15 protein-coding genes are annotated in these 13,352 nt (G+C 57.7%); 5 read left to right on the forward strand and 10 right to left on the reverse strand.

Annotated elements, in window-relative coordinates:
* The first annotated feature begins 57 nt into the window (after positions 1–57).
* Positions 58–1,626 (forward strand): arylsulfatase, encoded by a 1,569-nt coding sequence (locus AC2FI7_RS16240; protein ID WP_010438617.1) that lies wholly within the window; start codon positions 58–60, stop codon positions 1,624–1,626.
* Between the two features lie 1,061 nt (positions 1,627–2,687).
* Here the strand turns inward: AC2FI7_RS16240 and rpsO are convergent.
* From rpsO to rbfA, 6 genes are all read right to left on the reverse strand, one after another.
* Entirely contained in the window at positions 2,688–2,957 is a 270-nt protein-coding gene (rpsO, locus tag AC2FI7_RS16245) for a 30S ribosomal protein S15 (protein ID WP_008757925.1), read from the reverse strand.
* A 143-nt stretch (positions 2,958–3,100) separates the two neighbouring features.
* A complete protein-coding gene (locus AC2FI7_RS16250; protein WP_496815763.1) occupies positions 3,101–4,123 on the reverse strand; it encodes a calcium-binding protein in 1,023 nt (340 codons plus the stop codon).
* Positions 4,124–4,219: 96 nt separating this feature from the next.
* Entirely contained in the window at positions 4,220–4,723 is a 504-nt protein-coding gene (locus AC2FI7_RS16255) for a DUF1643 domain-containing protein (RefSeq protein WP_496815764.1), read from the reverse strand.
* A gap of 21 nt (positions 4,724–4,744) precedes the next feature.
* Entirely contained in the window at positions 4,745–5,650 is a 906-nt protein-coding gene (truB, locus tag AC2FI7_RS16260) for a tRNA pseudouridine(55) synthase TruB (RefSeq protein ID WP_010438625.1), read from the reverse strand.
* A 54-nt stretch (positions 5,651–5,704) separates the two neighbouring features.
* A complete protein-coding gene (locus AC2FI7_RS16265) occupies positions 5,705–6,448 on the reverse strand; it encodes a phosphodiester glycosidase family protein (RefSeq protein WP_010438627.1) in 744 nt (247 codons plus the stop codon).
* A complete protein-coding gene (gene rbfA, locus AC2FI7_RS16270) occupies positions 6,445–6,840 on the reverse strand; it encodes a 30S ribosome-binding factor RbfA (protein WP_010438628.1) in 396 nt (131 codons plus the stop codon). The genes AC2FI7_RS16265 and rbfA overlap by 4 nt, the downstream gene beginning before the upstream one ends.
* 91 nt (positions 6,841–6,931) lie before the next feature.
* On the opposite strand from rbfA, the gene dapB reads away from it, so the two are divergent.
* Together dapB and AC2FI7_RS16280 are read left to right on the forward strand one after the other, a co-directional pair.
* Complete coding sequence (gene dapB / locus AC2FI7_RS16275) at positions 6,932–7,741, forward strand: 4-hydroxy-tetrahydrodipicolinate reductase (RefSeq protein ID WP_010438630.1); 810 nt, start codon at positions 6,932–6,934, stop codon at positions 7,739–7,741.
* 39 nt (positions 7,742–7,780) lie between these two features.
* On the forward strand, positions 7,781–8,464 hold the full coding sequence (locus AC2FI7_RS16280; RefSeq protein ID WP_083828993.1) for a DUF2306 domain-containing protein: 684 nt from the start codon (positions 7,781–7,783) through the stop codon (positions 8,462–8,464).
* On the opposite strand, the gene AC2FI7_RS16285 is transcribed toward AC2FI7_RS16280, so the two are convergent.
* The 3 genes from AC2FI7_RS16285 to tmpA are packed head-to-tail and all read right to left on the reverse strand — an operon-like array spanning position 8,451 to position 10,839.
* Entirely contained in the window at positions 8,451–9,119 is a 669-nt protein-coding gene (locus tag AC2FI7_RS16285; RefSeq protein WP_010438633.1) for an ureidoglycolate lyase, read from the reverse strand. The two genes, AC2FI7_RS16280 and AC2FI7_RS16285, sit on opposite strands and share 14 nt — an antisense overlap.
* Positions 9,116–9,706, reverse strand: coding sequence for a (R)-1-hydroxy-2-trimethylaminoethylphosphonate oxygenase (gene tmpB, locus AC2FI7_RS16290; protein ID WP_010438634.1), 591 nt, complete (start codon positions 9,704–9,706; stop codon positions 9,116–9,118). The genes AC2FI7_RS16285 and tmpB overlap by 4 nt, the downstream gene beginning before the upstream one ends.
* The gene (gene tmpA, locus AC2FI7_RS16295) at positions 9,703–10,839 is read right to left on the reverse strand and encodes a 2-trimethylaminoethylphosphonate dioxygenase (RefSeq protein WP_010438635.1); all 1,137 of its coding nucleotides are present in this window, start codon (positions 10,837–10,839) and stop codon (positions 9,703–9,705) included. The genes tmpB and tmpA overlap by 4 nt, the downstream gene beginning before the upstream one ends.
* A 99-nt stretch (positions 10,840–10,938) precedes the next feature.
* Here tmpA and AC2FI7_RS16300 point away from each other — a divergent pair, with 99 nt between their 5' ends.
* Positions 10,939–11,796 (forward strand): LysR family transcriptional regulator, encoded by an 858-nt coding sequence (locus tag AC2FI7_RS16300; protein ID WP_010438636.1) that lies wholly within the window; start codon positions 10,939–10,941, stop codon positions 11,794–11,796.
* On the opposite strand, the gene AC2FI7_RS16305 is transcribed toward AC2FI7_RS16300, so the two are convergent.
* On the reverse strand, positions 11,797–11,979 hold the full coding sequence (locus AC2FI7_RS16305) for a DUF1674 domain-containing protein (RefSeq protein WP_010438637.1): 183 nt from the start codon (positions 11,977–11,979) through the stop codon (positions 11,797–11,799). It lies immediately after the preceding gene.
* 91 nt (positions 11,980–12,070) lie between these two features.
* Between AC2FI7_RS16305 and AC2FI7_RS16310 the strand changes: the two genes are divergently transcribed.
* Positions 12,071–13,330, forward strand: coding sequence for an RsmB/NOP family class I SAM-dependent RNA methyltransferase (locus tag AC2FI7_RS16310; RefSeq protein WP_010438638.1), 1,260 nt, complete (start codon positions 12,071–12,073; stop codon positions 13,328–13,330).
* Positions 13,331–13,352 lie beyond the last annotated feature (22 nt).

The raw sequence follows: 13,352 nt of genomic DNA on the forward strand, positions 1-13,352 counted from the left end.
GACATACCGCATATCGGCCCACTCGGCCAATCCGATTGAACGCAGGAGTCGAACCGAATGTTTCGAATAAAATCAGTAACTACCAGCCTCGCTGCGGCTTTGTGGGCGGTTGCCACGACGGCCGTTGCACAGTCCGACAAGCCCAATATTCTGGTGATCATGGCTGACGATGTCGGATGGGCCAGCCTTGGCAGCTATCATCAAGGTGTCAAAAGCATCCAGACTCCGAATCTGGATCAGCTTGCCGCCGAGGGCGCCCGGTTGACCGACTATTATGCGCAACCCAGCTGCACCGCAGGGCGTTCCGCCTTTATCACCGGTCAGTTCCCGGTACGTACCGGCATGCACACGGTGGGCCTTCCGGGCGATCCGGTCGGTCTTAGCGACGAAGACCCGACGTTGGCAAATATCCTCAAATCCATGGGCTATACTACGGGGCAGTTCGGTAAGAACCATCTGGGCGATCTGAACAAGTTCCTGCCAACGGCCAAGGGTTTTGATGAATATTGGGGCTGGCTCTACCACCTCAACGCTATGGAATACACGACCGACCCCGACTGGCCGGATGATCCGGAATTTGCCGCTCAGTTCGGTCCGCGCAACATTATCCACTCGTTTGCCACGGATACCGTTGACGAGACCGTCGACCCCCGCTGGGGGCCGGTGGGCAAACAGCGCATCATTGATGACGGTCCAGCCCCGCCTGAACGTCAGAAAACCCTGGATGATGAGGTCACGGCCCACACCATCGATTTCATCAACCGCGCAGTTGACAGCGAAACCCCGTTCTTTGTCTGGATGGCGCCTGCGCGGGCGCATGTCTGGACCCATCTCAGCCCGGAATACGAGGCGATGCTGGGCGACGGGCGCGGCCTGCAGGATGTGGTCATGAAAGAGCTTGACGATAATGTCGGCAAGGTGACCGCGCATCTGGAAGAGCTTGGTATCGCCGACAACACCATCGTTATCTTCACCTCGGACAATGGCCCGGAAACGATGACATGGCCCGATGGTGGCACCACGCCATTCCACGGCGAAAAAGGCACCACCTGGGAGGGAGGATTCCGCGTTCCCGCGATCATCCGTTGGCCCGGCAAAGTTGCCGAAGGTCAGGTGCTGAACGGTATCTTCGACGGCATGGATTGGATGCCCACTCTTGTCGCGGCAGCAGGCGGATCGCAGAACCTTCCTGCCGATCTGCTTGAAGGGTTCGAAGGCTATCAGGTGCATCTGGACGGGTATAATCAGCTTTCATATCTGACTGGCGAAACACCCAGTAACCGCAAAGAGATTGTCTATTACGAAGGCACCGATCTGCAGGCGATCCGCTATAACGACTGGAAGGCGCATTTCACCATTCAGGAAAAGGGCTGGGCCGGTCCTAAAGAGGAACTGAACGCGCCATTGCTGTTCAACCTACGCCGCGATCCTTATGAGAAAGCGGCCGAGGAATCCGGGATGTATACCCGCTGGATGGGCAACAAGATGTGGGCCTTTGGTCCGGCAGCCCGGCTGGTTCAGGCACATCTGGCGACCTTTGCGGATTTCCCTCCACGTGGTGCGACCGTGGGCAATGAGACACACGTTCAGGAACAGGTCAGCAGCGAAGGTGGCATGTCGCAATAGCAGCCCGAGTTCACCTGCCCCCCATTAAACGCCCGCCGAGTTGCGGGCGTTTTCAATAGTGCGCATTGCTTCGATATTTGGCACTGGAAACCCGATGACAGAGGCCGGATGTGACGACATTGGCGCGCTATTGTATTGGGTCTTCGTGCGCGCGCGGTTTCGCCGGATTTTGCTGTTCCTCTGTGAGAATTCCTCGGAGAACAGCGGCAGTTTCGACCCTCGATATTGGTTTTCGCGTTCCATCTGGGCTGGAAGGCACCACCGATGATTTAACAACATCAGCCGTTCGAATTGTTTTAGTCGAAAACACTCTGTCCAGAACAGATTTCAATGGCATCGTTCACCTCCCAACAACTTAATTCGCCCAGATGCTTGTCGCTGCGGGTCAGATCTGAACCTCGAGGGAGAAGCTCAAAGATCATATGCCGTGAGTGGTAACCCGCAGCGACACGGCGCATGTATTAAAAATTTGACTTTGAGAAAGGGGGAAGGATTCCGCGTTTCGCATCATTTTTGATCGAGTGGTAAAAAAATAGCTGTATTACTTACGCTTACGTCAACTTGCGGACCTATCGCTATACGGTCACGACGCTACGTCACAATTAGACCCTTGATTGATTAAAGGTCTTCTTGTCTTCCGGAGCATGAACTTCTTCCTGGTTTTGATGCAAATCGGCTGAGAATCGCTCGCATTCCGGATGATCTAGGTAACAAAAGGGCGCGCCTGTCAAAGGCGCGCCCAGTAAAGATAGGGAGGACTATGAAAACCTGACGCCCGAAACAAAAGAAGCGCCTACTCACTAACAATGTCAGCATGGCGCATTCTTTTGTTCTGGTCAGTGAAGTGGTTCACATGGAGCAAAAAAATTTGTTCAAAGTGTAACTGCACATTTTGATGCCACGCCTGAACGTGGGTTGGCCTACAGTTCTCGGCCATGCTTCATGTACGATACCATAGCTGATTCAGTGTTACACAAAACAAATACGCCCGCCTATTGGCGGGCGTACGAGATGTACAAAAAAGGGGCGGTCAGTGCCCGCAACGCACGAACAAAGCGTGATTAGCGGCGGATGCCCAGCTTTTTGATCAGGTCCTGATAGCGCGCTTCTTCTTTGCCCTTCAGGTAGTCCAGCAGCTTACGGCGCTGGGCGACCATTTTCAGCAGACCGCGACGACCGTGGTTGTCTTTCTTGTGGGTCTTGAAGTGCTCGGTCAGGGTGGTGATGCGCGAGGTCAGGATGGCAACCTGGACTTCTGGCGAACCGGTGTCACCGTCTTTAGTTGCGAATTCTTTCATAACGCGTGCTTTTTCAGCGGCAGTAATCGACATCGGGGTCTCCTTTTAAGGTTAGAGTTGATGGCGCAGGCCGGGATGTCGTCCAGCACAGGCCCATGGAGAAAACCGCACCGATTCCGATGCGGATGGGCGCATATAGGCGCTTTTGCTGCGAATGGCAAAGGGATTCTGCGGGTTCAACCAGTGAAAGCGTATTGTGCCAATTGGGATTCGGTCACAAACAGAATATCCTCTGCGGCTAGACCTTCTGCACCAAATATCTGCGCAACGTTCTCGCCGTTGACCCTGACATGGGTCAGGTCATTGTTTTCGCTGTCTGGCTCGATGGTCAACTCAGGGTCTTCTGGGCCGTCCCAGGTGACTAGCAGCTTGTCGTGACCAATCTGGAAATCCATGATTGTTGCGGCTTCCTGTTCCAGTTCTGGCTGCACGATTATTTCGTCATCGCCGTCTCCACCGGTGACGATATCTCCGTCTTTGGCCAGTATGACATCATCGCCAGCCCCCCCGTTCAGAAAGTCAGGGGAAGTCTCCTCCCGACCATCGTTGCCGTTCAGAATGTCATCCCCGTCTCCACCGAACAGGGCATCTTGTCCTGCACCGCCTGTCAGATAGTCATCGCCGTCGCCACCTTGCAATTGATCGTCGCCGTCATCGCCCCTCAAGATATCATCGTCCTGACCGCCAAAAATCCGGTCATCGCCGTCGCCACCTTCCAACTCATCCATTCCGAAATGACCATACAGGTCGTCGTTGCCTGACATTCCGGCCAAATTGTCGTCGCCATTCCCGCCATGGAGCACATCGTTCCCGACGTTTCCGATCAGCGTGTCCTCTCCGGAACCACCGTAGATGACGTCATTTCCGCCCCCTCCGTCGATGAGGTCGCCGCCTTCGTACCCATTAATCTGATCATTACCCTCTTGTCCGGTCAGAATATTTGCATCCTCATCGCCTGCAATGACCAGATTTCCCCCATGCTCAGAGATGATTTCACCTGTGTTGGTATCTTCGGATGAATCGGGCTCTTCAACATCTTCTTCCAGTTCGAGGAGGTTGCCTTCGGTCAATTCATCCTCAACCGAGTCATCAATTTGCTCACCATCCTCCTCGGTTGTTTCGTCGGGTACGAGAACGTCGCTTATCGCATAGGCGGCCCCTCCTAATGCAGCCATCCCGAATAAACCGATCAGAAACATGATTACCCTCCGCAAGCAGACTTGCCCCGAGTGTAAAACATCTCATGCAATCAAGAGGTTGGTCAAAGCCAAGTTGCAGGTGTGGTTAACCCTTCGTCACCACAACTGAGGCTGTTGCGCGTAAGCGATGTAGAGCGGGTGTTTTGGATGGCCGTCTTTGGTGAGCCCCAGATGATACATCGGTTGACCTGTGGCGCGCAGCAGTGCTTCGACAGATCGACCGCGATCAAGATGCGCGCCATGTGTGCCCCAGCCAGCAATAACCTGATCGGCCCAGCCAACACCTTCCAGAATGGCTTGGTCGTTCTGCGGTCCAACAGGATCCTCAGCTGCGCGCATTTTGCGCGGGTCGGTATCGCGCCACGCAAAAATGTTGGTAACCTGAAATGCGCCGAAGCCCAATGTTCGCGCCCGCCGTTCACAGCGTTCAACCGTCGGGTCGTTCTGTACCTCGGTTGCGGTCGAGGGGTTCAGCATCACAAACAGCGCCTTGCGCCCCGCCGGATCCCAGATGCGGGTCAGGCTATAGCGATACTTTTCGCAGTCGGAGTAGATGGCGGTCGAGGGCGCGTCGCCCTTGGTATGAGTACGGGTAATCATGCCCTTCGCCTAACACGTAGTTCAAACGACGAACACCCGGCTGGGATGCAATTCACCGGATTTGTATATCCCGACGGCCACAGCCTTGCCATCCAGCGAAGCCCAGGCCTCGTCGCCGTATTCGACGTCGGATGCCAACACCATTCCCGGATTGCCATTGCGCAATCGGGTTGCCCCTTCCGGGGTGCATTTCAACTCAGGCAGATCAGACAGGCCGGTTTCCAACGGGTGCAGGTATTCATCCAATGCTGTGGTTTTGGCCATCTCATCGATCTGTTCGATGGACAGGCCGTCTTCGGCCTCGAACGGACCCGACCAGATGCGACGGAGTTCCTTGACGTGGCCGTAGCAGCCCAGCGCTTCGCCCAGATCGCGCGCGATCGAACGGACATACCCGCCTTTGCCGCAGGTCATTTCCAACACCACATGATCGGTGTCGGGTCGGTCGACAAGGATCAACTCTTCAACCCACAGGGGGCGTGCGGACAGTTCCACATCTTCGCCATCGCGGGCCAGTTTGTACGCGCGCTGACCGTCGATCTTCACAGCTGAAAACTTGGGCGGCACCTGCATGATATCCCCGAGGAACGGTGAGAGCGCCTGTTTGATATCTTCATCCGTCGGACGCGCAGAGCTTTCCGAGATAACTTCGCCTTCGGCATCGTCGGTATTGGTGGCCTGTCCTAAACGCACAGTGAATGTGTAGGCTTTCAGCGCATCGGTGATGTAGGGAACAGTCTTGGTCGCCTCGCCCAAAGCTACCGCCAGAACGCCAGTTGCTTCGGGGTCCAGCGTGCCTGCATGGCCTGCTTTCTTGGCGTCCATCGCCCAACGCACCTTGTTGACGACCGCGGTCGAAGTCATGCCCGCAGGCTTGTCCACCACCAGCCAACCGGAAATGTCACGACCCTTGCGTTTGCGTCCCATCTTGCACCTTGAAACTTACTGAGGCGCGCGAGTTAGCGGATCGCTTCGACGCTGTCAATTTGCCGGTACGTTCTCGACGACGCCCACTATTGGTCCCAGTGAAAACCCGATGTCGGATCGGTTGTTGGCGCGGTCATACATCCGCGAAATATTGCCATCCAGAAACAATGCGTTCGGAGTATCCAGCGTGTCGCGGAACAACCTGCCGAATTCATGGAAGGTGACGTAATCCTCAGAGATTGCAAATACCGCACGGGTCCCTTCAGCGTTGGTTCCGACCCCATTGCGTATATAGAGAGAGGTCGAATCCGGCAGGAATCGGGGGTGCAACTCTCCATCGATGACAAGCATCGGGCCGGACTGGGTGGCGAACCGGCAATCCGGCGCGCGTTCGATGTAATCCAATGTCTCAAACACATCGGCGCGTCCGTCGCGAATGCAGAACACACCGTTGGGCAACAGACCGAAGTTTCCCGGGCCAGCATTCGGGATCACACGCATCTGTTCTTCGCCGTCCTCAACAAAGTGACCCACGGGCGAGCGATCATCATGATACATGCCCGCGTTCATCGCAAAGGCCAGACGCTTACCGTCAGGTGCCAAAGCTTCGTTCACTGACGAGAAATGGCCCAACAGGTCGCCATTCTCATCGTTCAGGAACAGGCGCAAATCTTCGGATGCCGCGTCTACCTCGCAAATGGTGTAGCGCTTGTCCTCGTGGGTCAGCTTTTCACAAGTCACTGCCCCAGCCTGTGCGGCCCAAACAACCGCACCTAATGTGACAGATAGGCGGATCACTCGTCCAGATCGCGGCGCACCGCGTCCTGTTCGAACATGCGACGGGTGTCATCCAGTCGGTCGAATGTGTCATCCAACCGGAAACGTAGATCGGGAGAGAATTTCAGTCCGACCTTCTTGCCGACCATGCGCCGCAGCTCACCCTTGTTGCGAGCGAGCAGTTCGATCACGTCCTCCTGCCCTTTGCCGCCCAATGGCAGCACATAGGCGGTGGCGATCTTTAGATCGGGCGAGGTGCGCACCTCGCCCACAGTGATCGACATGCGGTTCAGGTCGGGGTCGTGGACATCTCCGCGCGCCAGAACTTCGGACAGGGTACGGCGGATCAGTTCGCCGACACGCAGCTGTCGTTGGGACGGGCCGGGGCCATCGTGGAATTTGTTCTTTGCCATAAACCCCGATCTAAGCGCAAAGCCGGGCTTTGCCAAGCGGGTGCGAACGGGGTAGGAGGCTTTGAGCCGACTTTAGAAAAGGACCAACGCAATGACCCATATTCCGGGGATCGTCATTACAGGGGCTTCGGGCCGTATGGGGCAGATGCTGATCAAGACCGTGACCGACAGTGATCAGGCACGCCTGGTTGGCGTGGTCGAGCGCCAGGGTCACGATTGGATCGGTCAGGATGTTGGTGAAGCAATGGGTGGCCCCGCGCTGGGAGTTTTGATCACCGATGATCCGCTGGAGGCCTTCGCGCAGGCGCAGGCGGTGATCGACTTCACCGCACCCGAGGCGACGCTGGAGTTTGCCGCTTTGGCCGCGCAGGCGCGCTGCGTGCATGTGATCGGCACCACCGGCATGAGTGACGAACAGATTGTGGCGCTGGAACCGGCCTCGCGCCATGCGGTGATCGTGCGGGCAGGAAACATGAGCCTTGGCGTGAACCTGCTGGTGCAACTGACCAAAAAAGTCGCCGCCGCACTGGATGAGGATTTCGACATTGAAGTCATCGAAGGCCACCACCACCACAAGGTTGATGCGCCTTCGGGCACGGCCTTAATGCTGGGCGAAGCTGCCGCCGAAGGGCGCGGCGTCAAATTGGCGGATGTGTCCGACCGTGGTCGTGACGGCATTACCGGCGCGCGCAAGCGCGGCGATATCGGCTTTCACGCCATTCGCGGCGGGGACATCGTGGGCGAACATGACGTGCTGTTCGCCGCGCCGGGAGAACGCATCGTGTTGCGCCATCTCGCCACGGATCGCGCCATCTTTGCGCGTGGCGCGCTGAAGGCAGCGCTATGGGGGCAGGGTAAGGCACCGGGCCAATACGACATGGTGGATGTGCTCGGGCTGTAAGCCATAGACGGGCCGCGCAACGGCGTTAAACTCGGGCCTATGCGGAACCTTACATCTCGAGTGGCGACTGGTTTGGTGCTGATCGTGTTCTATCTGACGCTGCTGCCCTTTTTGATGCACGGGCTGGGTATGATCGGTGTTGGCCTGTCCGAGGACGCGGCTAGGCAGAGCTATCTCTTTTCCGACCGTCAAGATGTCGGCAACGCGGCCATGATGCTGCATATCTTTGCCGGAACTTTGCTGGTGGCGCTGGTGCCGCTGCAGCTGCTGCAGGGCCTTCGGCTGCGGTTTATCGGATTTCATCGCATGCTGGGCAGGCTGCTGGTCACGCTGGCGCTGATCACCGGCCTGGCAGGCATGACCTATATCCCGTTGCGCGGAACCATCGGTGGACCGCTCATGTCTGCAGCGTTCTTTCTGTATGGGCTCTGCCTGTTCACCGCTGGATTAATGGTACCGAGGATGGCGCTGATCAGGGATCGTGCTGGGCACTGGGCCTGGGGGTTGCGGCTGTTCTGGCTGGCTCTTGGGTCATGGCTATACCGTGTGCATTACACACTTTGGTACCTGCTGACCGGTGGAGTGGGGTCAGAGCCCGATTTCTCGGGCCCGTTCGATCTGGCACAGAACTTCGCGTTCTTCGTGCCTTACCTGTTGGCGGTTCAGATGTGGATCATTAGCAAGCGTTCTGCGCATCAAGGGGTACTGGCTAAAATTCTCTGATCTTGTCCGCGCGCAGCGGACAGGACAGATAGACGCCGAACTCTTTGCCGATATCCGCGCTGACCCGGGCATGAACGGCGCCCTGACGGTCAAGGAAACGCTGGTTGTCTTCGACCGGGAAAATCCCCTCGTGCCAGACGCCGGGATGGATGTAGAGGCCGCGCGAGCCATCGCACCAGAACGCCACCACTTTTTCCGGCGTCAGATTGTCACCGGGCAGGGCGGCAGGCACGATGAATGGCTTTTTGTCCAGCGGCCAGAACATCTGCCCCCCGTCCGGGTGGTAGTTCATATGCCACAGCAAGACCTGATCGCGGGGTCCGGTTTGACGGCCCGTCTGTGCCTTTTGCGGATCGGTGGACCAACCCAGAACGTAGTGGCCTTTGACGGCCTCGTTCTCACCATAAAGAACATCGCCCTGCCAGTCGCATTTGAACGTGCCTTCGACCCAACCTGCTTCGTCGCCGGTTCCTTCGTCAATTGGTCGCCAGCCTTGCTGCGGCCAGCGCACAATTTCGATCTCGAACGTATCCGGGGTGTCGACCAGACAGCCATAACCCTTGACCGATGTTTCCGTTGCGCGGATCAGCGGCACCTCGTGCCAGGGTAGGGATGGTTTTGAATTGGCCTCGAAGATGTACTCTGGCGCGGTCATGACGAACCCAGATGTTTATCGACCATGCGCTGCACCATCGGCGCGAAATGGGCGAAGTCGGGCGTTTCCATGTTCGCGCGTTTGCCGGCCTCGTCCAGATAGCGCACCTGAATGATCTCTTTCAGGTTCGGGTTTGCCTCAAACTCCGCGACCTCCGCAGCGCTCATCGGGCCGCCTTGTAGTTCTAGCGTATGAACCGAGGCGGCGGACAGGCGGTTGAAATAATCAGGCTTCGTCGCGCAGAGATATCGCTTGGCCGCCACATGATAACGGCAGCAATCGGTGATGACCGAGGGGAAAAATTGCTCGAGCACCTCTGCTCCCGCGTCCTCGTGGTGGCGATCTTCGGTGTCGTCGGGATGATAGGTGCCAAATTCAGATGTGAAGTGACCAATGTCATGCAACAGCGCGCCGACAATGATTTCTTCGGGCTGCCCATTTTGTTCGGCAATCGTGGCACCCTGCAGCATGTGCTCGGCCATGGTCACGGGTTCGCCCAGATATTCCTCGCCACCACGGCGTTCGAAGATGTCGCCGATAAATGCCACGATGTTGTCCCGGTTCAGGGTTGAAAAGTCGGGTTTCATTCTGCTGCCTCCGGCTGTGCCATCCGCATGGCTGCCAAGGTCGAAAGCAACCCATCCTTGTCAGCATAGCAGCCCTGCAGCCAGCGTGACCCCGCGCCGGAGTAACCCAGACGCGCATGCAGGACGCGGGTGTTGTCGACAATAAAGCTTTCGCCCGGTTCCAGCTTGAAAGACACGCCCATGGCAGGATCGTCGATGATCTCACCCAACTGACGATAGGCGGCGTAATAGGCCTCCATCTGATCGAAAGGCACATCAACGAACGGAGCGGAGGAACGGTTGTTGAAGCGGATGCCGATCAATTCGCCATCCGGAGACAGTTCGATCATCGGGCGACGCGATTGCAGACAGACGCCGTCAGAGCCTTTGTATTCAAACCGCGCCGGATAGCCCGCCAGCAGGGCGAAACCTACGGGGTTCTGATCGCGTAGACGCTCGGCCGCGCGGAAGCCATCAACAACAATGGAATCCCCACCTTCGGCCGAATTCTCAAGACAGTAGAGGATTTGCAGCGTTGGTACCGGGTCTCGATAGGGATTGTCGGTATGGGCCTGCAGACCTAATCCGGTATAGGCGAGGTTGGTTGGATTCACCTCCGTCCGGACTTCAAAATAGGGACCATAGTTGGTCTCACGCACATAGCCGAACAAATCGGCCACTTTCAGCAGCGATTCTGGCTCGGTGGGGCCATCTGTTAGCTTAGCGAACCCGTATTCCGCCACTGCGGCCAGCCAGTCGCGCTTGGCTGTGAGGTTGGCATGTACCGCATCCCAGTCACCGCACGGCGCGTCGATGCCGCGTTCCCAAGTTGTGATGCCAGGGGCCAGGCGGCCGATCTCGCTGTCCCGATCGCGATCATAGATGTGTTCGGCCAACCAACTGGCCGGAAAAGTCACAGTTTTGTCTTCGGGCTGGAATGTGACGATCAGATCTCCTTTAACGACCTCTGCCGCGCTGATTGATACATCCGCCGGAATATCGCCGATTGTGATCAGGCGCTGACCATTGCCCGACGCTCGTGTTTCGGGGTCCAGAGCGTTGTCGCGCAACCAGATGGCGTGAAATCGGGATTGAGTGCCGTTCGCAAAATCGATGGTGACCATCGAGGGGTCATGGGTGGCAGAGCGCAGCATGGGGGTTCTCCTGTTCAGCGCGGGCTTTGCTTGAGGAGATACGCGCTTCGTGGCATTACCACAATTAAACCTTATTGCCGCTGAGGCCTGGAAAATCTTATGGCTAAGAATAAGATCGGATTACCTCCTCTGGACTGGCTGCGCGTGTTCGAAGCTGCCGGGCGACTGGGCGGTTTTTCTGCCGCTGCGCGCGAATTTGGTCTGACGCAGGCAGCGGTCAGTCAACGGATCGGCAATCTTGAGGCTTGGTTAGGTCGATCGCTGTTTGTGCGCGAGGCACGGGGCGTGTCGCTGACAATCGAGGGTGAAAGCTATCTGCCATTGGTGCAGGACAGCCTGCAGGCACTGGAACGCAATACCGAGGATCTTTTCGGAAAAACCCCGCGCGAGCTTCGGGTAGCAGGACTTTCTTCGCATATACACGCGCTGGTTCTCCCTGCCTTGCCCACGTTCCTGGAGGCGCAGCCCAAAGTGCGTGTGATGACAGATTCGATGGCGCGTCGCGCTTCGTTGGAGGAAGAGCGTACCTGGCTGCAGATCCGCTATGGCAGAGGCGTCTGGCCTGGGCGAAAGGCAAAGCTTATCGCGCCTGAAGTGCTGGCACCGATGGCAGCATCTGGCATCAAGTGGGGCGCGCCGCTGATTGATCTACGCGGAGAACGCCCCGGCTGGAAGGATTGGGCGCAGGTTGCGGGGGTTGATGAATTGCCGGCTGGCCGGATCAGTTTCGACTCGGTGGGTCATGCGATCACGGCAGCGCGTCAGGGCATGGGGATCGCGTTGGGATCACTTCCTTTGGCGTCGAGCAGTTTGGAGACCGGTCAACTTCGCAGACTGGATATGCCCGAGCTTGCAACAAAAGATGGCTATTGGCTGACATGGCCCGAGGATAGGGTGCGCTCGAATCGACAACGCGCTTTGATCGATGACTTCTTGCAGGCGTTGCGCGATGGCTGATCAGAAATCGATTGCGATGCCCTTTTTCTCCCAATCGCCGTAACGGGCCGGATCTGGTCCGTCGCGCCCGCCCAGCTCTTTGGGCCGTGCCTTCGCTTCGGCCTCCGCGTTTTTGCGGCGTTCTTCTGCCTCGGCAAGGGCGCGCTGGGCGGCAGGGGGCAGGTCTTTGCGCTCGTCACTCATGACATTGGGTTCCTTTCCGTACAGGGCCTTGATATACGCCCTCGTCCGCCCAAGGCAATGCGGGCAAAGGTCACGAGAGGCACTCAGCATCATGTTAAACTCCGCCACAGCAGCGCGCCGAAGTGCGATCTATCTGCTGGATCAGATACTCGCCGAGGGGCGGCTGTTGCCCGAATGTCTTGCGGCAGGTACGCTGGATCGATTGGCCCCTGAGGATCGCGCGCGGGCGCAACGATTGACGATCGAAACCCTGCGCGGGCTCGAGCGTGTCGACCGGCTGCTGGCCGATCACCTGCGACAAACGCCCGCGCTGACGGTTCACAACGCCTTGCGGCTTGGCACAGTCGAGCTGTGTCAGGGCGAAGCAGCGCACGGGGTGGTGAATTCCATGGTCGAGATCGTGGGCCGTTCGCGCAAGCATGGTCGACTGAAGGGGTTGGTGAACGCGGTACTGCGCAAGATTGCCGCCGACGGTCCCGACGCTTGGCCCAAGATGCGCGTGCCTCGCCTGCCAGAGTGGTTGCGCGAACCGCTGATCATGGCGTGGGGTGAAGACGCCGTGAAAGGTATGGAGCACGCGCATTTCAACGGGGCACCATTGGATTTGACGCCAAAACCAAGCGTCGAGATCGCGGGTGCAGAGATGTTGCCCACCGGTTCGGCGCGGCTGCAGGATGCGGGGCAGGTCTCGACCCTGCCGGGATATGAGGCCGGGGATTGGTGGGTTCAGGATGCGGCGGCGGCGTTACCCGTTCGGGTTCTGGCCCCGAAAGCCGGAGAGAAAATTCTGGATCTCTGCGCCGCGCCGGGTGGAAAAACCTTGCAGCTATCTGCTGCAGGTGCAGATGTCACCGCTCTGGATATCTCGGAAGCGCGGCTTGTGCGCGTTCGCGAGAACCTGAAACGAACCGGTCTGAAAGCTAAGGTTATCGCCCAAGATGCGCTGGAGCATGAGGGCCAGTATGACGCTATCTTGCTGGACGCACCCTGTTCGGCAACGGGTACGATTCGCCGCCATCCGGATTTACCTTTCGCCAAGGACGGTTCGGAATTTGGCGGGTTGATCGAGTTACAGGCGCGTATGCTGGCTCATGCCTGGACTTTGCTGAAGCCTGGCGGGCGGTTGGTCTATTGCACATGCTCGCTGCTGCCGGACGAGGGTGAAGTACAGATTGAAGAGGCACTGGATAGCTATTCTGATATGCAGGTTGATCGCGCCGCTCTTGAGATTGCGGGCGTTGAAGCAGATTGGATCACTGAAGAAGGTGGCCTGCGCTTGCGTCCCGATTACTGGCCGGACAAGGGCGGGATGGACGGGTTTTATATCGCCTGTCTGAACAAATCCGCCTGACGCGACGCTTTTCGATGACTTG

The sequence above is a fragment of the Ruegeria sp. YTSA064 genome, assembly GCF_059610325.1.

Bases quoted from the DNA above. Each gene is read 5' to 3' on its own strand.
- AC2FI7_RS16240 (WP_010438617.1), top strand. From the start codon at position 58: ATGTTTCGAATAAAATCAGTAACTACCAGCCTCGCTGCGGCTTTGTGG.
- rpsO (WP_008757925.1), bottom strand. From the start codon at position 2,957: ATGTCGATTACTGCCGCTGAAAAAGCACGCGTTATGAAAGAATTCGCA.
- AC2FI7_RS16250 (WP_496815763.1), bottom strand. From the start codon at position 4,123: ATGTTTCTGATCGGTTTATTCGGGATGGCTGCATTAGGAGGGGCCGCC.
- AC2FI7_RS16255 (WP_496815764.1), bottom strand. From the start codon at position 4,723: ATGATTACCCGTACTCATACCAAGGGCGACGCGCCCTCGACCGCCATC.
- truB (WP_010438625.1), bottom strand. From the start codon at position 5,650: ATGGGACGCAAACGCAAGGGTCGTGACATTTCCGGTTGGCTGGTGGTG.
- rbfA (WP_010438628.1), bottom strand. From the start codon at position 6,840: ATGGCAAAGAACAAATTCCACGATGGCCCCGGCCCGTCCCAACGACAG.
- dapB (WP_010438630.1), top strand. From the start codon at position 6,932: ATGACCCATATTCCGGGGATCGTCATTACAGGGGCTTCGGGCCGTATG.
- AC2FI7_RS16280 (WP_083828993.1), top strand. From the start codon at position 7,781: ATGCGGAACCTTACATCTCGAGTGGCGACTGGTTTGGTGCTGATCGTG.
- AC2FI7_RS16285 (WP_010438633.1), bottom strand. From the start codon at position 9,119: ATGACCGCGCCAGAGTACATCTTCGAGGCCAATTCAAAACCATCCCTA.
- tmpB (WP_010438634.1), bottom strand. From the start codon at position 9,706: ATGAAACCCGACTTTTCAACCCTGAACCGGGACAACATCGTGGCATTT.
- tmpA (WP_010438635.1), bottom strand. From the start codon at position 10,839: ATGCTGCGCTCTGCCACCCATGACCCCTCGATGGTCACCATCGATTTT.
- AC2FI7_RS16300 (WP_010438636.1), top strand. From the start codon at position 10,939: ATGGCTAAGAATAAGATCGGATTACCTCCTCTGGACTGGCTGCGCGTG.
- AC2FI7_RS16305 (WP_010438637.1), bottom strand. From the start codon at position 11,979: ATGAGTGACGAGCGCAAAGACCTGCCCCCTGCCGCCCAGCGCGCCCTT.
- AC2FI7_RS16310 (WP_010438638.1), top strand. From the start codon at position 12,071: ATGTTAAACTCCGCCACAGCAGCGCGCCGAAGTGCGATCTATCTGCTG.